The organism is Dactylosporangium sp. NPDC000521 (assembly GCF_042898305.1).
Lineage (GTDB): Bacteria > Actinomycetota > Actinomycetes > Mycobacteriales > Micromonosporaceae > Dactylosporangium.
Genome location: NZ_JBIAYW010000028.1, coordinates 70,807 through 93,004, shown reverse-complemented (window position 1 = coordinate 93,004; position 22,198 = coordinate 70,807). Strand labels below are relative to the sequence as shown.

At 69.1% G+C, this 22,198-nt stretch carries 20 protein-coding genes; 9 read left to right on the top strand and 11 right to left on the bottom strand.

Going from position 1 to position 22,198, the window contains the following annotated elements; genetic code table 11:
* Positions 1-2: 2 nt before the first annotated feature.
* Positions 3-995, top strand: a complete 993-nt coding sequence (locus ACFY3L_RS48080) for an ABC transporter ATP-binding protein (protein ID WP_389340472.1) — start codon at positions 3-5, stop codon at positions 993-995.
* A 189-nt stretch (positions 996-1,184) separates the two neighbouring features.
* Here ACFY3L_RS48080 and ACFY3L_RS48075 read toward each other — a convergent pair whose 3' ends face one another.
* The 7 genes from ACFY3L_RS48075 to folP form a co-directional block, all read right to left on the bottom strand.
* Entirely contained in the window at positions 1,185-1,658 is a 474-nt protein-coding gene (locus ACFY3L_RS48075; protein ID WP_389340470.1) for a hypothetical protein, read from the bottom strand.
* Positions 1,659-1,706: 48 nt separating this feature from the next.
* Complete coding sequence (locus ACFY3L_RS48070; RefSeq protein WP_389340468.1) at positions 1,707-1,994, bottom strand: hypothetical protein; 288 nt, start codon at positions 1,992-1,994, stop codon at positions 1,707-1,709.
* Between the two features lie 638 nt (positions 1,995-2,632).
* A complete protein-coding gene (locus ACFY3L_RS48065) occupies positions 2,633-4,006 on the bottom strand; it encodes an ABC transporter permease (protein WP_389340466.1) in 1,374 nt (457 codons plus the stop codon).
* A gap of 110 nt (positions 4,007-4,116) precedes the next feature.
* Positions 4,117-4,638, bottom strand: coding sequence for a DUF3180 domain-containing protein (locus tag ACFY3L_RS48060; protein ID WP_389340519.1), 522 nt, complete (start codon positions 4,636-4,638; stop codon positions 4,117-4,119).
* A 66-nt stretch (positions 4,639-4,704) separates the two neighbouring features.
* The gene (gene folK / locus ACFY3L_RS48055; RefSeq protein WP_389340464.1) at positions 4,705-5,226 is read right to left on the bottom strand and encodes a 2-amino-4-hydroxy-6-hydroxymethyldihydropteridine diphosphokinase; all 522 of its coding nucleotides are present in this window, start codon (positions 5,224-5,226) and stop codon (positions 4,705-4,707) included.
* On the bottom strand, positions 5,223-5,588 hold the full coding sequence (folB, locus tag ACFY3L_RS48050; protein WP_389340462.1) for a dihydroneopterin aldolase: 366 nt from the start codon (positions 5,586-5,588) through the stop codon (positions 5,223-5,225). Before folB ends, folK begins: the two co-directional genes overlap by 4 nt.
* Positions 5,589-5,608: 20 nt before the next feature.
* On the bottom strand, positions 5,609-6,406 hold the full coding sequence (gene folP / locus ACFY3L_RS48045) for a dihydropteroate synthase (protein WP_389340517.1): 798 nt from the start codon (positions 6,404-6,406) through the stop codon (positions 5,609-5,611).
* Between the two features lie 341 nt (positions 6,407-6,747).
* Here folP and ACFY3L_RS48040 point away from each other — a divergent pair, with 341 nt between their 5' ends.
* From ACFY3L_RS48040 to ACFY3L_RS48010, 7 genes are read left to right on the top strand one after another with little or no spacing between them, the layout of a single operon-like run.
* The gene (locus ACFY3L_RS48040) at positions 6,748-7,059 is read left to right on the top strand and encodes a hypothetical protein (protein ID WP_389340516.1); all 312 of its coding nucleotides are present in this window, start codon (positions 6,748-6,750) and stop codon (positions 7,057-7,059) included.
* Between the two features lie 59 nt (positions 7,060-7,118).
* Entirely contained in the window at positions 7,119-7,493 is a 375-nt protein-coding gene (locus ACFY3L_RS48035; RefSeq protein ID WP_327006656.1) for a hypothetical protein, read from the top strand.
* On the top strand, positions 7,490-11,146 hold the full coding sequence (locus tag ACFY3L_RS48030) for an ATP-binding protein (protein ID WP_389340460.1): 3,657 nt from the start codon (positions 7,490-7,492) through the stop codon (positions 11,144-11,146). Before ACFY3L_RS48035 ends, ACFY3L_RS48030 begins: the two co-directional genes overlap by 4 nt.
* Positions 11,147-11,169: 23 nt before the next feature.
* Complete coding sequence (locus ACFY3L_RS48025) at positions 11,170-13,101, top strand: MFS transporter (protein ID WP_389340514.1); 1,932 nt, start codon at positions 11,170-11,172, stop codon at positions 13,099-13,101.
* 6 nt (positions 13,102-13,107) lie between these two features.
* Positions 13,108-13,650 carry a hypothetical protein gene (locus ACFY3L_RS48020; protein WP_389340458.1) on the top strand — a complete coding sequence of 181 codons (543 nt, stop codon included), beginning with the start codon at positions 13,108-13,110 and terminating at the stop codon, positions 13,648-13,650.
* Complete coding sequence (locus ACFY3L_RS48015) at positions 13,647-14,789, top strand: M23 family metallopeptidase (RefSeq protein WP_389340456.1); 1,143 nt, start codon at positions 13,647-13,649, stop codon at positions 14,787-14,789. Before ACFY3L_RS48020 ends, ACFY3L_RS48015 begins: the two co-directional genes overlap by 4 nt.
* Positions 14,786-15,412: a hypothetical protein gene (locus ACFY3L_RS48010; protein WP_389340454.1), complete on the top strand. Its 627-nt coding sequence runs from the start codon at positions 14,786-14,788 to the stop codon at positions 15,410-15,412. The genes ACFY3L_RS48015 and ACFY3L_RS48010 overlap by 4 nt, the downstream gene beginning before the upstream one ends.
* Here the strand turns inward: ACFY3L_RS48010 and ACFY3L_RS48005 are convergent, their stop codons facing one another.
* Positions 15,413-16,030, bottom strand: a complete 618-nt coding sequence (locus ACFY3L_RS48005; RefSeq protein ID WP_389340452.1) for a hypothetical protein — start codon at positions 16,028-16,030, stop codon at positions 15,413-15,415.
* 219 nt (positions 16,031-16,249) lie between these two features.
* Between ACFY3L_RS48005 and ACFY3L_RS48000 the strand changes: the two genes are divergently transcribed.
* Positions 16,250-18,373: a hypothetical protein gene (locus tag ACFY3L_RS48000; RefSeq protein ID WP_389340450.1), complete on the top strand. Its 2,124-nt coding sequence runs from the start codon at positions 16,250-16,252 to the stop codon at positions 18,371-18,373.
* A 263-nt stretch (positions 18,374-18,636) separates the two neighbouring features.
* Here ACFY3L_RS48000 and folE read toward each other — a convergent pair whose 3' ends face one another.
* The 3 genes from folE to hpt all read right to left on the bottom strand — a co-directional run bounded on the left by folE (position 18,637) and on the right by hpt (position 22,137).
* Positions 18,637-19,287 (bottom strand): GTP cyclohydrolase I FolE, encoded by a 651-nt coding sequence (gene folE, locus ACFY3L_RS47995; protein WP_389340448.1) that lies wholly within the window; start codon positions 19,285-19,287, stop codon positions 18,637-18,639.
* A gap of 59 nt (positions 19,288-19,346) precedes the next feature.
* Complete coding sequence (gene ftsH / locus ACFY3L_RS47990; RefSeq protein WP_389340446.1) at positions 19,347-21,350, bottom strand: ATP-dependent zinc metalloprotease FtsH; 2,004 nt, start codon at positions 21,348-21,350, stop codon at positions 19,347-19,349.
* Between the two features lie 211 nt (positions 21,351-21,561).
* On the bottom strand, positions 21,562-22,137 hold the full coding sequence (hpt, locus tag ACFY3L_RS47985; protein ID WP_389340444.1) for a hypoxanthine phosphoribosyltransferase: 576 nt from the start codon (positions 22,135-22,137) through the stop codon (positions 21,562-21,564).
* Positions 22,138-22,198 lie beyond the last annotated feature (61 nt).

Here is a 22,198-nt window from a genome sequence, read left to right as displayed (position 1 = left end):
GCGTGGACCGTACCGCGAAGGCCGACGGCGCGCCGATCACCCTCGATCGGCTGGGCAAGACGTATCCGAACAACACCACGGCGGTCGAGGAGCTGAGCCTGGAGATCGCCGGCGGCGACGTGACCGTCCTCATCGGCCCCTCCGGCTGTGGCAAGTCGACCGTGCTCAGGATGGTCAACCGGCTCATCGAGCCGACCCGCGGCCGGGTGCTGGTCGGCGGCGAGGACGTGACGCGCGCCGACCCGGTGCGGCTGCGGCGCACGATCGGCTACGTCATCCAGAACGTGGGACTGTTCCCGCACCAGACGGTCCGCACCAACGTCGGCACCGTTCCTCGGATGCTCGGCTGGGACAAGGCTCGCATCGCCGCGCGTACCGATGAGCTGCTGGAACTCGTCGGCCTGACGCCGAAGCAGTACGCCGCCCGCTACCCGCACGAGCTGTCGGGCGGGCAGCGGCAGCGGGTCGGGTTCGCCCGGGCGCTCGCCGCGGACCCGGTGGTGCTGCTGATGGACGAGCCGTTCTCCGCCGTCGACCCGATCAACCGCGGGCGGCTGCAGGACGAGTTCCTGCGCCTTCGGCAGAGCGTGCGCAAGACGACGATCGTGGTCACGCACGACCTGCAGGAGGCGATCAAGCTCGGCGACAAGATCGCGGTGCTGTCCGATCGCGGCCACCTGGAGCAGTACGCGACGCCCGCGGAGCTCCTGGCCAACCCCGCGAACGCGTTCGTCGAACAGTTCATCGGCGAGGACCGTGGCCTGATGCGCCTGTCGGTGACCCCGATCCCCCGCGACCGGCTGCACCCGATCGAGGGGGCGCCCGGCGGGCTGCCGGTGGTGTCCGCGGACGCGACCCTGCGCGTCGCCTTCGGCGCGATGCTGGCGGCGGGCGTCGACGCGGTGGTGGTGCGCGAGGGCGATCAGCCGCTCGGGTTGTTGTCTGCCGCTGATGTACGGGTAGCGCTGACCGACATCGACGCCACTACGCGCTGACCGGGCGGAACCGGCGACGGGGAGCCCCCGCCGCCGGTTCGTGTCGCCCTGCCCGGGCCCGCATCCGCCGCTGTCGCTCTGCCGGCCCGCATCTGCGTTTTCGGCTCTGCCGGCCCGCATCCGTGGTGCCGGTCTGCTGGCCGTTCGGCCTGCCAGGCCCGCGTCTGCCGCCGCGGGCCCTTTTGCTGTTCAGGGCCGGCGGCCGGCCATGGAGGCGAGGCCGATGATCCAGCCGACGATGAGCCCGTATCCGGCGCCACCGGTGGCGGCGAGGACCGCGCCGCCGATCGAGGCGTTCGCCAGCAGGAACGCGGTGATGAGGGCGGCCAGCGCCGCCGCGAAGATGTAGGCGGCCCAGCCGGTCAGGATCGCCGAGATGGTGCCGCGCGCGCTGGCGAGCTGCGCGCCGACGAGCAGTGTGATGAACACGCCCGTGAACAGGACCAGCAGGATCGCCTTCAGGTCGGCGGCGAGCAGGTCACGCACCGACTGGTCGGTGTCGAAGTTCCACGCGGGCCACGCGAGGGTCTCCAGGAACAGGCCACGGTTACCCTCGTTGACCCAGTCGACGTACCAGGGGCTGCCGAAGATCAGCACCAGGAGGAACGCCACCAGCATGCCCGCGCTTGACGCGGTGCGGTAGCGCGAACGAGTGATTGCCATGCCCCGGATGAGTCCCGGGAAACACGATCTATAAACAAGTACCGATAGTTACCTGGCCGGCGACATGATGTAGTCGATGAACGCGGCGCGGACCAGCGGCTCGGACTCGCCATAGGTGTGGTCGGTGACCTCTCGCCACAGCGCCACGACGTCGTCGACGGTGGCGTCGAGCGAGCCGAGCCAGCCGTCCTGCGTGTCGTCGTTGCTGGTCGTGACGTGCTTGAAGAGGTCCCAGAAGAACTTCACGTCGCGACGCTGCCGGGCGAGAGCGAAGGCACGTTCGCGAAGCTCCTCGGTGGGCAGCGCGTCAAGCTCCGCAAGGGTGACGTCGGTCATGACCTCAGCTTAGCGATGCGCCCACCGCCCTCGCCGGTCGCGCCCGCACCCTCCGGCGACAGCGGTGCCCGCACCCGGTGACCCAACGGCACTCGCTCGAGTGGCCCAGGCCCGGCTGGCGCAGGCCCGGCTGGCGCAGGCCCGGCTGGCGCAGGCCCGGCTGGCGCAGGCGGCCCCGGATATGTCCGCTGCGCGAACATATCCGAAATTTCGGTTATGACGGGGAGCGAAGCGAGCCGACAACAACCGCTCCAGAGCGGTGCCGGAAACCGGAGCGAGTCGACACAACCGACCCAGAGGGGCGCCGGGACCGAACCGAGCCGGCATAACCGCCCACGCGGTACTAGGAAACCGGAGCGAGCCGACAAGACCACTCCAGAGTGGTGCCGGAGATCGAGGCGAGCCGACAACGACCAACCCAGCATTGGTGTCGGGGAGCGAAGCGCGCAAGCCGTCCCCAGATATGCCCGCTGCGCGAACATATCCGAAATTTCGGTTATGTCGGGGAGCGAAGCGAGTCGACATAACCGACCCAGAGTGGTGCCGGGGACCGGAACGAGCCGACAAAACCGCTCCAGAGCGGTGCCGGAATTGGAGGCGAGCCGATATGACCCAGCGGTGGTCGGCGCCGGCGCGGTTCAGCGGTTGCTGCTCCAGCGCTCCTCGACGCCCCAGTCCTCGTCGGTGCTGCGGGCCGGCAGCTGGCTGGTCCAGCCGCCGGTGCGCGACGCCGACCAGGCGCTGGACGGCTCGGCCTGGCTCGACCCGTAGCCGGTGGTCGAGGTGCTCGGCGTCCAGACCTGCTCCTCCTCGACGTCGTCCTCCTCCACGGTCCGTGGCCGGCCGAACGTCTCGATCAGGCGGGTCACGACCAGTCCGATGGCGATCGCGCCACCGCCGACGGCGAGCGGCGCGATGTTCCACTGCTCGGCGGTGGAGTACCGGAACAGCAGCGTGATCGCGGCGACTGCGAGGACGGTGCCGAGCACGCCGCCGCGGCGGCCGTAGACGGAAGTGCCGCCGACCAGGGCCGCGCCGAGGGCGAGGACGGTGACGGAGAGCCCGGCGGCGGCCATGCCGTTCTGGGTGGTGGCGACCTCGCGCTGGTCGAGCGCGGTCAGCACACCGGCGAGGGAGGCGATCAGGGCGGAGCCGGCGATCGCGAAGCCCGTGATGGTGGCCGCGCCGCCACCGCGGCGGCGGGCCGGGTCGGCGACCGGGCGGAAACGGCCGACCGCGCGGCGGACCGGCCGGATCAGGCCGATGGCGCTGCCGGCGACGGCGACGAGCACGACCCCGAGCATCCACCAGAGGGCCTGGTCGTGCGGGTCGTAGGCGCCGGCGACGACCTTCTCGTCGTTCTGGTCGGCGATCCAGGCCATGAGCGCGACCGCGACGCCGAGGCTGGCCGCCCAGCCGGGCACGTGGAAGCCGACGACCAGCACCGCGATGACCACGCCGACGCCGAGCGCGATGAGGGCGGTGATGCCGGCGGTCATCGCCAGGCCGCGGTCGGAGTTGTCGGCGAAGAACAGCGCCGACGCGTACGCGATCGGGCCGAGCGCCAGGTTGGCGGCGCCGGCACGCAGAGTGAGCCCCATCGCGATGCCGACGAGCCCGAGCTCGGCGCCCGCCAGCAGCAGCGACTCGAGCTCGGCGCCGCGCAGGGCCTCCGGTCGGGCGTCGCGCAGCAGGTACAGCAGCGACACCGCGGCGAGGAGCAGCACCATCTCCCAGAGGGCGTGGACCGCCAGCCGGTCGCGGCCGGGCTCGCCGTGCTCCGGGTCGTCGAACACGTCGCCGAGCTGCGCCGCGCTGGGGGTGGCGCGCCTGGCGGCGAGGCCCAGCGTGCTCTCCGACGGCGGGACGCTGTAGTCGGAGTTCGCCGCGTACGACCCCGGGGCGTAGACGGGCCCGAGCGTGGGGGCGTCCTCGGGCACACCGCCCGAGCGGAAGTCGGGCTCCTCCCGGAACCCGGGCTCACCGCGGAACCGCGAGTCGTCGTACGCCATCGCGCGCGCCTCCTGCCAGCCGACGACCGGTTACGCGTCGCACAGTAACCGCGGATTGTGACCCGCGACAGTCTTTGGGCCAGGAAGACGGCAGCGTTTGTGCCAGATCTTTATCGATCGAGGCTTTCGTCCTCGGTGCGATCACCCTCCCGGCGTCCGTCCATGCGGCCCTGCCTGGGAAGATCCTTGTCGCGCTCGCTGGGTGGCACCCGGCACGCCCGCTCCAGCCACAGTGCGGCGGCGAGCAGAACGATCGATGCGGCGACGCCCAGCAGCGCCTGCGGCAGGTTCTCCGAGACCTTGGCGAGCACGCCCCGCTGGGTCAGCAGCCACGACGACATGCCCACGTAGAGGCCGCCGAACAGGGCCGCGACCAGTGCGGACGCCTTGCCGAGCACCGCGTACCGCGCGATGACCAGCGGCTGCAGCGGTCCGGCGCCCTCCCGGCGGAGGATCCGGTTCCGGGTCGAGTACGCCTCGAAGCCCTCGAAGATCGCCAGGCCGATCAGCGTCAGCGGCGGCAGCCACGGCAGCGTCGGCAGGCTGTTCCACAGGCTGCTGATGCCGATCCAGGCCAGCGCGGTGGTCGCGAGCGCGGCGATGACGAGGGTGGCCGGCCGGGTCGGCTCCATCCGGCCCTTGGGTCCGTTCGCGTTCGGTTCGTCGGGTGGCGGCGTGGCCATCGGCTCGGCTCCAGATCACGAATCGAGGTGGATGTCTTCCCGCGGGCGCAGATCGGCGAGGTCGGCGGCGACCGGAGCCGCCCGGACCAGCTCATACAGCCATCCGTGGCCCGGCACCTGCCCGTAGGGCTGGATGTCGAGCCACGGCCGGAGCACGAACGCCCGGAGATGCGCCCGCGGGTGGGGCAGGATCAGCTCCGGGTCGTCCGACACGACCGGCCGGTCGTCGTCGTCCCAGACGGCGATGACGTCCACGTCAAGCGTACGCGGGCCGAAGCGCCGTTCCGGGTCGCGCACGCGACCGGCGGCCTCCTCCAGCCGGTGGGCGCGGTCGAGCCAGTCGCGGGGCGTCGCGTCCGGGTCGACGGCCAGCAGCACCGCGTTGAGGTAGTGCGGCTGGTCGGCGTCGCCCCACGGGGGTGTCTCGTAGACCCCGGAGATCGCCCGGACGGTGTCGCCGAGCCCCGTGACGGCACCGCGCAGGTTGGCCTCGCGGTCGTCGAGGTTGCTGCCGAGCGACAGCACGGCCCTGGTCACGGCCTCGTCCGCCGGATGGTCACGGCGACGTCGGCGAACTCGTGCGGGATCGGCGCCTGGGGCTTGTGCACGGTGACGGTCGCCGCCCGTACCCGCGAATCCTCCAGACAGGAGCCGGCGAGGCGGTGGGCGAGGGTCTCGATCAGGTTGACCGGGTCGCCCGCGACGATCTCCGCGAGGCGTCCGGCCAGCTCACCGTAGTGCACCGTGTCGGTGACGTCGTCGGACTCTGCGGCGGGGGCGAGGTCGAGCTCCAGGACCACGTCGATCACGAAGTCCTGGCCGTCGCGGCGCTCGAAGTCGAACACGCCGTGGTTGCCGCGGACCCGCAACCCCGTCAGGGTGATCCGGTCAGCCGTCATGGCCCTGCCGTCCTCGCTCGTCACCGCGCCGCCTGTACGGCCTGCCACACCTTGATCGCATCAACGTTCCCACGGACCTCGTGGACCCGCACACCCCAGGCGCCCGCCGCGACGGACAGCACGGTGGTGGCGATCGTGGCCGCCTCGCGCTCCTCGGTCGGGCGCGGGGAGCCGTCGGGGGCCTGCAGGAGCCGGCCGAGGTGCGACTTGCGGCTCGATCCGACCAGCACGGGGTAGCCCAGGCCGATGAGGTCCGGCAGGTGCGCGGCGAGCCGCCAGGTGTGCTCGGCCTTCTTCGCGAAGCCCAGCCCGGGGTCGAGAATCAGCCGTTCGGGTGCGACGCCGGCGGCGACGGCCTCGTCGACCCGCTCCAGCAATTCGGCGCACACCTCTTTGACGACATCGTCGTAAACGGCCAAATCGGCCATCCTGCGCGAATGGCCGCGCCAGTGCATGAGCACCCAGGGGCAGCCGGCGTCGGCGACCACGCGCGCCATGTCGGGGTCGGCGAGCCCTCCGGAAACGTCGTTGACCAGGGCGACGCCGGCGGCGACGGCCTCGGCGGCGACCGCCGCCCGGGTGGTGTCGATGCTCATCACGACCCCGGCCGCGGCCAGCTCGCGGATCACCGGCAGGACCCGGTCGAGCTCGGTGCGCGCGTCGATCCGGTCCGCGCCCGGCCGGGTGCTCTCACCGCCGATGTCGATCATGTCGGCGCCCTCGGCGACCATCTGCATGGCGTGGTCGACCGCGGCGCCCAGATCGGCGTAGCGGCCGCCGTCGGAGAAGCTGTCCGGGGTCACGTTGAGCACCCCCATGACCACGGGGGAAGGACGGCGAAGGAGCGTCACCTGAATGAAGGTACTCACCTCCGGTCTGTCACCTGTCCCCCACCAGGGGTAACCGCTCAGACGCCTCATCAGCAACACTGATCACGGACCAGTCAGCTTGTTGGAAAGGGGGCTGCAACGTACTCTCTGCAAGTGAACGTTATTCGGACCGTTAAACCCGACAATGGGCAATTAGCAGGGCAAACGCCCGGATAAGGTTCCGCTGGAGGGCGACACAGCAGCCGGGGTCGTATGACCGGGTCGTCTTATCAGCGAGGCTTAACGCGCGGCGTGCACCTCGCCCGTCGCGCCTCCGGGGAGGTCTGATGATGTTGTTGGAGATCGGCCAGGCGTTGTGGGGGGAGACCACCCGCGTCGCTGATGCGATCGCCTTGGCGCCGTCGCCCGAACCCGCACCGAAGACGATCAACACCGACGGCATTCTGCAGTTCTTCACCACGAAGATCGTGCCGATCCTTCTCGCGGCGCTCGGCGTGATCTTCATCGGCCGGGCCAGCAAGGGTGAGGTCTCCCGGGTGCTGACCAGCTCGGCCATCGCGATCATCGGGTTGGCCTTCGTCGCGGGCGCCGCGTCGCTCTTCTTCTTCGGCGACTCGCTCGTCAAACTGCTCTTCAACTAGAGCTGCCGTGCCTTCCGGACTCACTGCTGAGCCTCACTGCTGAGACGAGTGAACAAGACATGCGGCTGCGCACCGACGACGACATCTACCGGGCCCGCCTGGTCTACCTCGGGCCGCCCGGCTACACCCTGCCCATTCAGCTGCCCTATGCGCAGTACGGGGTGTTCGCGCTCCTGGTGCCCCTGTTCATGTTCATCCGTTACCTGATCACGCTGCAGGTCGACTACTTCCCCGCCTACGAGATCGCCCTCGCGATCGTGGCGACGTCACTGATCTTCCGCTACGTCGACCCCGATCGTCCCGCCCGGATGGTGGTCCGCACAGCCCTGACCGACTGGCGCCACACCCGGGAGCCGAGCCACGAGCAGCGCGACGCTCGACTCGTGGCCACCAGGGTGCGTATCCGCCCGGAACTCACCGGTGATCTCGCATGACCAACCCGCCTCCCCGCCGTACTGGGGGCTACTCCAACCAGCCGGACGTCGATGACGACGCTGCGCACACGTCCGATTACGATGGTGGCCTGCGGGCCGCCGCCGAAGGCGGGCGCGTGGCGATGTTCCGCGGACCGGCCCGCGGCCCGTCGGCCGACCGCCCGGCGAGCGCGCCACCGGCGGCCGACGTCGACTCGCCGTTCCTCGGACTGTTCGACGACCCGCCGGGCGGGCGGCCGCGCGACCGGGTGACGGCCGTCGACCCGGGCAACCGGCCGATCTCCGGCATCCCGGTGTCGGCGGCGCCGTCGTCCGGTGCCGGGCGGGTCCCCGAGGACCTGCGGGCGCCGAAGCGGGTGGTGCCGCGGACGGAGGCGCTGCCGTCTTCCGCCTCCGCTGCTCCTTCGGCTGCCGTTCCGTCGTCGACCTCCGCGTACGACCGGCGGCTGGACCCTGCCGAGCGACGGCTGGTGGATGCCGCTGAGCGGCGGCTGCTGGATGCGGCCGCAGCCGAGCGGCAGCAGGCTGAGGCCGCCGAACGGCGGCAGATGGAGGCCGCTGAGCGCCGGCAGGTCGAAGCCGCCGAGAGGCGGCAGGTCGAGGCCGCCGAGCGCCGGCAGGTGGAGGCTGCTGAGCGGCGGCAGGTGGAGGCTTTTGAGCGGCGGCAGGCGCCTCCCGCGCTTCCCCCGGGCACCCGGTCCGCCCCGCTGACCGCCGCCGAGCGGCTGGAGCGCAGCGGCGAGCATCTGGACGCCTTCGACTGGAGCGGCGAGCACCCGCGGCTCCCCGTACGGCCGGGCACCGGCGAATATCCGCGCCTCCCAGGCAGGCCGGGCACGGGCGAGCGCCCGCCGCCCGAGCGGCAGCGGCCGGCACAGCGGCAGGCGCCGGATCGTTCTCCACGTCTGACCACCCCGGGGACGGGCGACGGCGGCAGTCGTACAAATGGGAAAACCGCACACGGCAAACTGGTGCCCGGCAAGGACCTGGTGCCACCGGCCCGCCGCTCGAGCCCTCCGCCCAAGCAGGCGGCCCGGCCCACCGGCAAGCGGACGCCGCTGGACCGCACCCCGAAGCCTCGGCACAAGGACCGGCAGCCGTCGATCGACCTGGCGATCACCGAGATCGCCGGGCATCTGACGTTCACGCCCAACACCGTCACGGCCTGGTACTGGCTGCCCGAGGTCCGCTGGGCGTTCCGCCCCGACGCCGAGCGTGAGGCGCTGCTGTCGGCGATCTCCGAGCAGTACGCCGGCCTCGCCGGCTTCCGCCTGCACCTGCGCCGCACGACCCGGCCGTTCCCCGCCGACCAGTGGGCGCGCGTGGTGGACAACAACACGCCGTTCCCGCTGCCCACCGCCGGCGCCGGCCCGTCGTGGACCGACCACCTGGTCGCCGCGCAGAAGCACCTCCTGGCGATCAACCACGCCGAGGGCCAGACGTACCTCGGCATCTCCTTCGCCCGGCGCACCCTCGGCGACACCTTCGCCGAGCGCATCGGCGCCCTCTTCCGCCGCGGCGTCGCCGATGCCGAGCGGCGCAGGATGGCGCGGACCGTCGAGCAGTTCGACGAGGTGCTCGGCGCGTTCGGCATGCGCGGCCGCCGGGTCACCGCCTACGAGCTGGAGTGGCTGCTCTACCGCTCCGTCGCGCTGTGCATGTCGCCGCCGGCGCACGTCACCTCGCTGGACGGTGGCTGGGACCGCGGCGACCTGCTCGCGCTGACCGAGCAGGTGGAGCGCTACCGGACGCCGTACGGCTCGACCGTCAAGCTGGTCAACCGGGTCAGCGGCGAGGAGCGGCACGTCGCCGTCCTCACCGTCGGCCGCATGGAGCCCCTGGAGATCCCCGAACGGCACGAGCCGTGGCTGCACTTCCACGAGCGGCTGCCCTGGCCGATGGAGCTCTCCTCGCGGATCGACATCCTCGGCCCCAACGACTCGTTCCGCAACCTCGAGCACCGGCTCCGGCTGATCCGCTCCCAGCAGGCCGACTACAGCGAGCACGGCATCGACGCCCCGCCCGAGCTGGAGCGGCTCGCCAAGCGCGCCCTCACCATCGGCGACGAGATCAGCACCGGCCTGCCCGTCGACTCCTCGCGCGCGCACGGCTGGCACCGCATCGCCGTCGGCGGCCGCACCCGCGAGGAGTGCCTGGAGCGCGCCCGCAGGGTCACCCAGATGTACTCCCGCGAGATGCGCATCGCCCTGCAGCACCCGAAGCAGCAGGACTGGCTCGCGCGCGAGTTCATCCCCGGCGAGCCCCTGGCCAACACCGGCTACCTGCGCCGCATGCCGGTGAAGCTCTTCGCCGCCGCCCTCCCCCAGGCCGCCTCCACCGTCGGCGACCGCCGCGGCGACCTCATCGGCCGCACCGCCGGCACCTCCCGCCGCCCCGTCTTCCTCGACCTGCACTTCCCGATGGAGGTGCGCGAGCGCTCCGGCCTCGCCGTCTTCGTCGCGGAGCCCGGCGGTGGCAAGTCCACCCTCATGGGCGCCCTCGGCTACCTGAACGCCCGCCGCGGCGTGCAGGTCACGCTGCTGGACCCCTCCGGGCCGCTGGCCAGGCTGTGCGCGATGCCGGAGCTGGCGCCGTACTCCCGCGTGCTCAACCTCACCGGCTCCGAGCAGGGCACCCTCGCCCCCTACTCGCTGATCCCCACCCCGCAGCGCGGCCACTACGTCCCCGGCCCCTCCGGCGACCGCGAGTTCGAGATCGCCATCTCCAACGCGCGAGCCGAGCGCCGCATGCTCGTGCAGGACATCTGCATGATGCTGGTCCCACCGCAGGTCGCCCGCGAGGCCTCGACCGCCACGATGCTCCGCCACGCCGTCCGCCAGGTCCCGGCCGAGGAGTCCTCGACCCTGGAAGACGTCATCCGCTCCCTGCGCGACACCGGCGACCACGACGCCCTGGAGCTCGGCAACCTCCTCCTGGACACCGCCGAGATGCCCCTCGCCATGCTCTTCTTCGGCACCCCACCGGCCGGCCTCCTCGGCGCCGACGCCACCCTCACCGTCATCACCATGGCCGGCCTGCGCCTGCCCGACCTCAAGATCGAGCGCGAGTACTGGTCCGCGGAGGAATCCCTCGCCCTCCCCATGCTGCACACCGCCCACCGCCTGGCCGTCCGCCGCTGCTACGGCGGCGACATGACCCAGCGCAAGCTCGTCGGCCTGGACGAGGCCCACTTCATGGAAGGCTGGCGCTCCGGCCGCTCCTTCCTGGTCCGCCTCGCCCGCGACTCCCGCAAGTGGAACCTGGCCGCCCTGGTCGCCTCCCAGAACCCTCGCGACATCCTCGGCCTGGACGTGCAGAACCTGGTCTCCACCGTCTTCGTCGGCCGCATCGCCGAGGACTCCGAGATCGCGGCCGAGGCCCTCCGCCTCCTGCGCGTCCCGACCGACGTCGGCTACGAACAAACCTTGGCCGCCCTCTCTCAGGTCGACACGTCCTCGTCCTCGCGCCTCGGCTTCCGGGAGTTCGTCATGCGCGACGTCGACGGCAGGGTCCAGAAGGTCCGCGTCGACGTCTCGTACGTCCGCGACCTCCTGCGCTACCTCGACACGACCCCAGGCAGCGCCCCAACCGGCGACACCGTCGGCGGCGAGATCGTGGACATCCACGACGACGACTCGGAGGTCGACCGGTGAGACGCCTGCCCGTGCACGCAGCCGTGGTCATCGTCGCCGCCCTGGCAACCCTCTTCGCCGGCCCAGTCTCCCCAGCCGCCGCCGCCCCTACCCCAGTCCGCGCACCAGAAGGCGGCCTTTGCTCCGTCCAGGAGTGGCGAGTCCCCAGCAACTTCCAGAACTGCGCGGACCGACTGCAGGTAGATGTTCAGTCACGAGTGAGCTGCTTGGACGCCCCGACGCCGGGCGCTCCAGACTCTGGAATGGCCGGTTGGTTTGCCTCGCGACCAGAATCGGCCACAGGTCCTCGACTCCTGTTCCGTTACAGCGAATACGGATACGCCGGATACGATTTTACTACCTACGACTTGAAGTGCGCCTCTGTTGTAACCAATCCAAGTGCCGAATTCGAGAATACGATCGCAAACGGCGAATTCCTCGTTGCCACCTCTATAACCGGGGCATCCAATGCACTACGGGAGCGCGCATGGGACCCGACATACATGTGGGGCTGGGCAGATCCACTGGTCGAAAACGCAACCAAAGCGGTTTATACGAAAGTTTTTACCGCATTCGGGGCGGTCACCGTTGCAATCGTTGGACTTTACCTACTCTGGCGATCACGACAGGCGGACCTTTCAACCGCAGTTACGACAGCCGGTTGGGCAATTTTCGTAATGGTCTTGATCACCGCAATAGCTTCTTGGCCAAAGCTATCTGCCAGCCTGGCAGATAGGACGCTCATCAACGGTCTCGCAGTAATACACAGCGCAGTAGGACCTCCAGATGAGAGTATCACTCCGGACCGGTGCCGCAATCCAGACCCGTCCGCCTGCGTCGACAGGCGCGCGCCAGCGGTACGAGCTAGCGACACGGTCGTCGATGGATTGCTGTATCGAAATTGGCTGCGCGGCGCCCTTGGTTCTGCGGACAGCGTAACCGCCGAGAAGTATGGACCTGCACTTTATGACTCGAAGTCCTTTAGCTGGGACGAGATCACTCGCATACGCGCGGCCGAACAACGCGCACGCGAGGCGGAGGAGGAGCGAATTCGGCTCCAACGCCCGGGGCCTGCGATCCAGTCCAACGAACGCAAGGTCCTCACGGAACAGAAGCAACAACGATGGAAGCGGATCGCAGAGCAAATTAGAACCGAGGATCCCGAGGCCTATGAACACTTGCAAGGCAGCAAGGGCATGGATCGCATCGGAGCGGGCTTCCTGGCAATTCTCTCTGCTCTGTTCTTTGCGCTCTTTGACATCACCGCCTCAGTGCTGGTCATACTCGGATTCCTAATCTTCCGATGGGCTGTGATCGCGTCACCAATACTTGGAACCGTCGGACTCCTCAGGCCCGCTAATGCCGGACTGCGGCGACTTGGCAATGCGGTGATCGCCGCAATGTTCAATATCATCATATTCGGATCCGGATCCGCAATTTACCTTTTTGCGGTAACGTTGATTCTGGGCACGGCCTCTTTGGCTGGGTGGCTGCAGGTTTTGCTTATCTGGTTGACTGGAGTTGTCGGCTGGTTGTTGCTGCGGCCTTACCGGCGGATCACGCAGCTCGGTGGGAAGGATTCCACTCGGGCCATTACATCCGCTGGCAGTTGGCACCGCTTGTTCTTGCGGGACGTGCGGCAGGCTGCGGCGCTGAAGGTCGTTGACGCCGGTGGAACAAATGAGCCGCGGCAACGGGGGGAGAGCCTGCCGGGATCCCAGCGGCCGGAACAACGGCCGGAGGCGCGGGACGAGGACGTCGTGACGGTCGGCGGGGGTGGCGAGCGGACGCGTTCCGAGGAGCGGCCGACGCGGCAGGACGGCCCGCAGCGTCGGCGGCGGGAGCCGACGTGGGAAGAGCCCGACTTGCCGCAAGAGACCGCGCCGTCGTATTCGATTTATCGACCCGACTCCGAGCGGTCCACGTCGGACCGGTCACCGGCGCGACGGCCGGAGTCGGCGAGCCTGCCGGGGTGAGCGTCAATGCGTACGGTTCTGCGTCTACTCGGCACGCGGTACGGGATCGCCATGGTCCTGATCGTCGTTGTGCTGATCGTCGTGGGGTTCGGCCGTACAGTCTTCACAGACGATGACGGGACCGGCAACGACGCCCTCGGACCGACCGTCGCTCCCGTAACGACGACGCCGGACCCGTACAACTCGCTCGGTGACGACGGCGTCGTGGAGGAGCCGAGTTCGGCGGCACCGTCTCTGAGCAATGGAACTGCCGACGCGAGCACGGTGGCCACTCGATTCGCGAAGGCCTGGCTGCGCAAGCCCGGTATGTCCGGCGCCCAGTGGCGGGACGGGTTGAAGCCAGATGCGACGAACGAACTGTTGGAAGACCTGACCGACACGGATCCGAACGATGTCCCTGCCGCTACGATTACCGGCCCTACGGTCGTGGAGGACTTCGGACAGGTCGCTACCGCCAAAGTCCCAGCTGATGGCGGAACCATCATCCTGCAGCTCGAGGCCATCGGTGGCCGCTGGCAGGTCACCTCGCTGGACTGGGAGGTGGCGTGACGGACTTCGATACGGCCGGCGAGCATGGTGAAGGCGGGCAACGGAGGCTTCGCCCCGCGCTGCTCGTTGCGCTCGCCGCGGTGCTGATTCTGGTGTGCTGCGGTGGCGGCGTGGTGTCGTTTTTCCTCGACGCAGCGAACAAGACCGTCACCTATGATTCTGGCTGCGGCAACGGGAAGCTTGTCGACGTAGCGGCAGAAATGCCGAACCATCGCAGGCTCGGCCCAGAGCAGGTGCGTAATGCGGCGATCATCGTGCGGGTCGGGCAGGATCTCAATGTGCCGCCGCGGGGATGGGTAATCGCCGTCGCGACGGCGATGCAGGAGTCATGGCTTCGGAACCTGCCAAATTTGGGCGCTCGCAATGACCACGACTCACTCGGGCTCTTCCAACAGCGACCCAGCACCGGCTGGGGCACACCCGAGCAGATCATGGATCCGAAGTACGCGTCGCGGAAGTTCTACGAGAAGCTGGTAACGATCCCCGGCTGGCAGACCATGAGCCTGACGCGCGCCGCCCAGAAGGTGCAGCGCAGCGCGTACCCCAATGCCTATGCAAAGCATGAGGAACTGGCCTCGACAGTGGTCAACTCTTTGACCGGTGGCGCCGCCCGAGCGGTCGGGGACCAGACCGACCTGCAATGCGTCAACGCCGGCCAGATTGCCGCATCCGGCTGGACTGCACCGGTCAAGGGAAAGGTGGGATCAGGGTTTCGGACCGCATCCCGCCCAACTCACCAGGGCGTCGATCTCATCGTTCCACGAGGGACTGTCATCCACGCCGCGGCGGCGGGGCGTGTCATCAAGGTGCGCTGCGACGCAATCGGACCGAATGGCAAACCGTGGGGATGCGACCGTGATGGTTCACCATCCGTCCGTGGGTGCGGCTGGTTCGTCGACATTCTACATGCCAACGGCATCATCACCCGGTACTGCCACATGGTGAAACAGCCGAGCGTCGTGGTCGGCCAAAGTGTCGCACCCGGCCAGGAAATCGGACTCTCGGGCACGACTGGGCATTCTTCGGGTCCTCATGTGCACTTCGAGACGCACCGGAACAGCGACTCAAGCAAGAACGGCGCGGTAGATCCAGTGCAGTTCATGCAGATGATGGGGGCGCCACTCGGAGGAGAGCCGTGAGCGGTTTCCCGAGCGACGATCTACCCGACTGGGATCTGATTGCTGGTGGTACCGAACGAACTCCTGCGGGCATCGAACTGGTGCCTGCCGCTTCCGTCCGTGACCTCCGCGGACATCGGGCGGTGGTTGGCATGCCGGGTCTCGGCTGGCGCGGTGATCTACGGGTCGACGACGCGGTGGTTCAAGCCAGCCGGACCTATGTGCCGGTGTTGCCGGAGCAAGAATGGTACAGAGCCGAAGCGGAACGGACCGAAGTCTTTGCGCCACTGGTGCCGATCGAGCGGGTGTGGGTAGAGCAGACGTCTTCGGCTGTGATCCACGTCGAGCGGCGTCCGGATCTAGTGGAGCGCCTTGTTTCGCTTGACGTGCCGCCACCACGACCCCCTCGACGGATTCGAGACTTTGAGATGGTTACCGGACTCCGCGTTGTACGCATCCCCGGTCCTGACAATAAGGCCGGAAGGGACGAGCGGGACCTTCGAGCGGTGACAGAGCCTTACAACAGCGCTGAGGGTGACATCTGCGTGCGGGTCTGTAAGGAGTTGGACTGGTACCGGTGGGCATGGAGCGGACAATCACCGAAGACGCTCGAGCTGCCGATCCATCTACTCTGGCTCGAATAGTCAGTGAAGTTTTGTGGCTTTACATAGCCTCCAGCTCGAGTCTTTACGTAATTCGAATTTCCAGGCCTGCTCCGAAACAGACTGCTGACCGCTCGCTTCAGGGATCACTACATGAAGCACCGAATCCACGGTTGCCTGCTTCTCCGTCGCGGATACGGTGAAAGTTGCAGGCCTAACGGTGATATTCGTCGAGAACCTGGCCTCCAGTTGCTTAACCTCGTCAAGTGCTGCGTCGACGTCGTTGAGATCAGCCGATGAGCATTGGAACACTCCTGCACGAATGTTATCTCTGGTGTTGAATTTTGCGTTGAGGTATTGCTCGAGAACGCCTTCGGGGGTGCTGCGGTCGGGGGCGGTGGCTTTGTCGTACAGGATGTATGCGGTGATTGAACCGCCTAGGCAGAGGCCGGCGGCGGCTATGGCTATCACAAGGAGCAGGGTCTTGCGGAAGCCGAGGCCTCGCTTCGGGGGATTGGCGGGCGGGGTGGGGGCCGGGCGGCCGAGGGGCTCGTCCTTGCCGATGATCTCGCCTTCGAGGACCTCGTCGTTGCCGGGGCGGGATCTGGGGATCGACCTGCCCTGATCGAGGTTTGGCTCGTTCGGCTTCGATGCGTCCACGGTTCAGAGGCTATCGGGCCGCATCGAGACTGGCACGCTCCGCGCGTACTTAGGAATCGGTGGCGGTGGGTGCAAGATCGCGAAGGGGTGGGGTGTGGTTGGGAGGGTGTGGCGGTCACCTGCGGGAACACAAGAGTCCCAGTGCGCCTACTGACTGCTTCCGCGGTCTGCGTTACCGTTCCGGCATCTGCTGGATCGGAGCGGGCGGAAAGGGGCACGGTGGCACGGCTGCGGGCACGGATCGAGCGAGCGGCTGCGCTGCACCGGCACACCGCTGCGCTGGTCGCCGCCGCTGGGCCGATCCTCGATGGTTACTCGCCGAGCGCGGCGCCGACGGAGCAGTACGCGGAGCAGCACGACCTGACCGCCGAGCTGCGGGCCGACGCGAACCTGCTGGCGCCCGGCTGGCTCGGGGCGCAGCTGGACGCGCTCTCGCCCAGCACGCCGCTCGGGGGGCCGCTGCCGCCGACGTTCGTGCGGATCGGGCAGGCGCATCCGTTGGACGACGCGCGGTTCCCGGTGGTGGTGCCGTTGCTTCGGGCGGGGCACATCGCCATCGACGCCGATGCGAGGGACAGCCGGGTCGCGGGGTTGCTGCGCAGTTTGGTGCTGCGGCTGCTGGCTTCGTCGCCGCCGGGATCGGTGCGGATTCGCGCGGTGGACGCGGTCGAGGAAGGGTCCACGTTCGGTTGGTTCGCCGGGATCGAGTCCGTCATGCCGCCGCCGGCGACCGATGCGGAGGGTCTTCGCGCGGTACTGGACGAAGGCGAGCACTGGCTCGCCGCCCGCTCGGACGATGCGGGGCCGACGCTGCTGATCGTGATCGCGTCGCTGCCGGAGCTGACGGAGGGCCGGGACCTCGCCAGGATCGCGGGGCTGGCGCACGCGGGTCCGGCGGGCCGGCTGCACCTGATCGCCGCCGGCTGGCCGCCGCCGCCGCTGACGGCGGAGACCACGCAGGCACCGCTGCCGCACGCGACGCAGATCGCGATCCGCAACCCGCATGCCTGGGTGGGTGACCCGCCGGGCGCGACGTTCTCAGGCACCGGCGTCATTCCCGGAAGGCTCAACGCTCCGGTGTACCTCGACCCGGATCCGCCCGTGGATCTGGTACGACGAGTCTGCGCCCAACTTGTCGGCCCCTGGACCACGCCACCCGCCCCGGTCGGTGAGCCGAGCCGCACCGCCTGGCTCAACTACGTCGCCGCCGGGCAGCGGCTGGACGCGGTCCGGCGCGAGGTGATCGCCATCGTCGCGGAGCACAAGGCGGCGCTGAAGGCCGCTCGCGATGACCTCGCCGCGATACGGGCGAAGCTCGCCCACCACCAGGCGTACCTGGCGGAGGTCGCCCGCGAGGTCGGTGGCCGCCCGTTCGAGATGGTGCCGAGCTGGCAGGAGACGCAGACCGCGGCTTCGGTGCTGACGGGGGCGGCCCAGGCGGCCGGCCGCCGCAGGAGCGCTCCGCAGCAGGCCCCCCGCGCGGCCACGACGGTCCCGGTGAGCGGGCCACCAGCGCCGTCCGGGTCCGCGAGTCCGAGCGCGGTCCCGCCGGTGACGGGCAACCTGTACATGGGCAGCACCGCCGGCAACACGGGCGCGATCATGGGCCCGTACCAGGCCTACCCGGGCGCGCTGAACGGTCCCACCGGCGCCCAGCCGACCTACCGACCCCCGGGCACCGCACTGAACGGCCCTACCGGCGCCCAGCCCACCTACCGTCCCCCGGGCGGCGCGCTGAACGGTTCCACCGGCGCCCAGCCCGTCTACCGTCCCCCGGTCAGCGGCGTCCCGGCCCGTCCGCACAGCCCGGGTCAGGGGCCGGCGCCGGCGAAGCACCCGGCTCAGGTCAGCGGCGGTCCCGTGCGCCCGGCCGCCGTCAGCGGCGTGCCGGTCTCCGTGCCGGGCGGCGCGACCGGGGCTGGCGCTGTGCGCCCTGTAAGCCCCCCAGCGCCCGAATCCCTACCGGGGAGGGTGTCCCATGCCCTCCGCGTGGCGGCGGCCGGTCTGAAGCAGTCTGAGGCGGCGCTGGCCGCCCCCGGCAGGTCCGACACCGCCTCCGGCACCAGGGCCTGGATCAACGCCGCGATCTATTTCACGTTCGCCGTGATCGCCGCGATCGTCCAGGTGCCGACGCTGCTGGCGGGCGAGCGTTTCGATGAGATCAGCATCCTCGCGCTGCCGTGCGCTCTGGTACTGCCGGCCCTCGCCTTCGCCCTGGGCTGGCTGACGATCGGCGCGACGACCCGCCGCCCGACGTCCAGAACGCCCGTCATGGGCATGGCGATCAGCCTCCTCGCCCTGATCCCCATGATTGTCTTCGCCGCCGTGCTCTTCCTGGGCTGACACCGCCAGACGACGGCGAAGCAAGACGCCGGCCCAGAGCGAAGCGAGACGCCAGCCCAAGACGAAGCAAGACGCCGGCCCAGAGCGAAGCGAGACGCCAGCCCAAGACGAAGCAAGACGCCGGCCCAAGAGCAAAGCGAGACGCCGGCCCAAGACGAAGCAAGACGCCGGCCCGACAGCCGGGAGGCCGCAAGCGGTCAGCACCCCGTGGGAAGACGAAAGCCCGGCCGCCAACCGGCGACCGGGCTCAGCAGCACCTGACGTCAGCCGCTCAGAATCAGCGACATCGCCTCGGCGCGGGACTTGGCGTCGTCGCGGAGCAGGCCGCGGACCGCAGACGTGATCGTGCGCGAGCCGCCCTTCTGAATGCCCCGCATTGACATGCACATGTGGGCGCACTCGATGACCACGATGACGCCGCGCGGGTTGAGCTCCTCCATCAGCAGGTCGGCGATCTGCGCGGTGAGCCGCTCCTGCACCTGCGGCCGCCGGGCATACACCTCGACCAGCCGCGCCAGCTTCGACAGCCCGGTGATACGGCCGTCGTGCCCCGGGATGTAGCCGATGTGCGCGACCCCGTGGAACGGCAGCAGGTGGTGCTCGCACATCGACATGACCTCGATGTCGCGGACGAGCACGAGCTCCTCGTGGTCCGCCTCGAAGGTCGTGGAGAGCACCTTGGCGGGGTCGACGCGCAGCCCGGCGAAGAGCTCGGCATAGGCCCGCGCGACCCGGGCGGGCGTCTTGCGCAGCCCGTCGCGGTCGGGGTCCTCGCCGACGGCGATGAGGATCTCGCGGACGGCGGCCTCGATGCGCTTCAGGTCGACGTTGCGCTCGACCTCCACGCCGCCGAGCTTCCCGCTGACGAGGCGGGCGGCCACGTGGTCGAGATCGCCACCGTTGAAGGGCTCCATGGATACACCGAACCCGACGCCGTCGTCATCGGCGTCGGGTTCGGTGCTGCTGATCTCGTTCAGTTCTTGCCGTCCGTGGTCTCGCCGCCGCTGGTGATCCGCACGTGGTCACCGTCGCCGTTCACCCCGACAGGCGTCCCGACCTCGGCGCCGTTGGCGCCGGCCTCCAGGGCCCTCCGCCGGCGGCCGTTGCCGCTGTACGGAGCCATCGGCGGCCGCTTCACGACGCGGGCGCAGATGCGCGCCATGTCGTTCTGCGAGATGGTCTCCTTCTCGAACAGCTCCTCGACGATCTGGTCCAGGACGTCCCGGTACTCGACCAGGATCTCCCACGCCTCGTCGTGCGCGATCTCGATAAGGGCACGCATCTCGCCGTCGATCTCGGCCGCGACCTTCTCCGAGTAGTCCCGCTCGTGGCCCATGGTGCGGCCGAGGAACGGCTCGCCGTCGCCCACTCCGTACTTGACGGCGCCGAGCTTGGCGCTCATGCCGTACTCCGTGATCATGGAGCGGGCGAGGGCGGTCGCCTTCTCGATGTCGTTGCCGGCGCCGGTGGTCGGCTCGTGGAAGACGAGCTCCTCGGCGGCCCGGCCACCCAGCGCGTAGGCCAGGGTGTCGATCATCTCGGAGCGGGTCTGCGTGTACTTGTCCTCGGTCGGCAGGACCAGCGTGTGCCCCAGCGAGCGGCCACGGGACAGGATCGTCACCTTGTGCACCGGCGCCGAGTGCGGCAGCGCCCAGGCGACCAGCGCGTGGCCACCCTCGTGGTAGGCGGTGACCTTCTTCTCGTGGTCGCTCATGATGCGGGTGCGCCGCTCGGGGCCGGCGATCACGCGGTCGATGGCCTCTTCGAGGTAGTCGTTGGTGATCGCACGCTTCTCGCTGCGGGCGGTGAGCAGCGCCGCCTCGTTGATGACGTTGGCCAGGTCCGCGCCGGTGAAGCCGGGCGTGCGGCGGGCGACCGAGTCGAGGTCGACGTCGGGCGTGAAGGGCTTGCCCTTCGCGTGCACCCGGAGGATGGCCTTGCGACCCTCCATGTCGGGCCGGTCGACAGCGATCTGCCGGTCGAAGCGGCCCGGGCGCAGCAGCGCGGGGTCGAGGATGTCGGGCCGGTTGGTCGCGGCGATCAGGATCACGCCGCCCTTGGTGTCGAAGCCGTCCATCTCGACGAGGAGCTGGTTGAGCGTCTGCTCGCGCTCGTCGTGCCCGCCGCCCATGCCGGCGCCGCGGTGACGGCCGACGGCGTCGATCTCGTCGACGAAGACGATGGCGGGCGCGTTGGCCTTGGCCTGCTCGAACAGGTCACGGACCCGGGAGGCACCGACACCGACGAACATCTCGACGAAGTCCGAGCCGGAGATCGAGTAGAACGGCACGCCGGCCTCGCCTGCGACGGCGCGGGCCAGCAGCGTCTTACCGGTGCCGGGCGGGCCGTAGAGCAGGACACCCTTCGGGATCTTGGCGCCGAGGGCCTGGTACTTCGCCGGTGCCTGCAGGAAGTCCTTGATCTCGTGCAGCTCTTCGACGGCCTCGTCGGAGCCGGCCACGTCGGCGAAGGTCGTCTTCGGCGTGTCCTTGGAGATCAGCTTGGCCTTCGACTTGCCGAAGTTGAGCACCCGCGAGCCGCCGCCCTGCATCTGCGACATGAAGAGCAGCAGGAGCACGACCAGCACCGCGATCGGCAGCAGGTTGATCAGCAGGCTGACGAAGATGTTGTCCTGCGTGACATTGACGTTGTACTGGTCGATCTTCTTCGTCGCCTGCAGCTCGTTGAGCTCGTTCTGCAGCTCGTCGGCCGACCGGGCGGTGAACTGGGTCTCGACCTTGTCGGTCTTGGAACCCTTGATCGACTCCTTCGCCCTCAGGTCAAGTTTGAGCGTCTGCTCCTTGTCCTGAATCACCGCCTTCTTGGCCTTGCCCTCGCGCAACAAGGCAAGCACCTGCGATGTGTCCGCCTTTGTGTAACTGGGGCCGGACGTGAAGAGGGAACTGAGGATGATCGCACCGATGATCACCACAAGGATCCAGACCACCGGCCGGCGGAACAAACGGGTACGTTCCATGTTGTCGTCGAGCGCGCGCGGCGCCCGGCCCCTCCATCCGTAAGACCGCTGACCGCGCCGGACCCACTGTGCCGACGCGATGTCGAAAGCGTCGACAGAATGGCCTAGTTGACGCTTGCGACCATTTGACGGTACACCGTGGCACCGACAGTCGCGGATCGGCGTGGGCCGGGACGGAGATGCTCCCAGCAGACTCCCAGGAAGTGTGGGGTCAGCCGCGCCCGTACACCGACGGCTTGAGCACGCCGACAAAGGGCAGGTCACGGTAGCGCTCGTCGTAGTCGAGCCCGTATCCGACGACGAATTCGCTGGGGATGTCGAAGCCGACATACCGCACCGGCACGTTCACTCTCAGCGCATCGGGCTTGCGCAGCAGCGCCACCACGTCGACCTGGGCGGCGGAGCGGCTCTCCAGGTACTTCAGCAGCCAGGACAGCGTGAGGCCGGAGTCGACGATGTCCTCGACGACGATCACGTGCCGGCCGGCGATGTCGCGGTCCAGGTCCTTGAGGATGCGGACGACCCCGGAGGACGTCGTGCCCTGGCCGTACGACGAGACGGCCATGAACTCGAGCTCCACGGGCGGGCCGACCCGGCCCAGCGCGCGGGCGAAGTCCGCCATGAACATGACGGCGCCCTTGAGCACACCGACCAGGAGGATCGATTTGGCGTCGGCGTGGTCCGCCGCCACCTCCTTGGCGAGCTCCGCGGTCTTCTCGCGGATCTGCTCCTCGCTGATGATCACGTGGTCGATGTCGGACGCGTGCCAGGTGGTGCCGTCGGCCATGGGCCTAGCCTGCCGTATCGGCCCTCCCGGATCGACGGCGGGTCACCCCTGGGAGACGTCC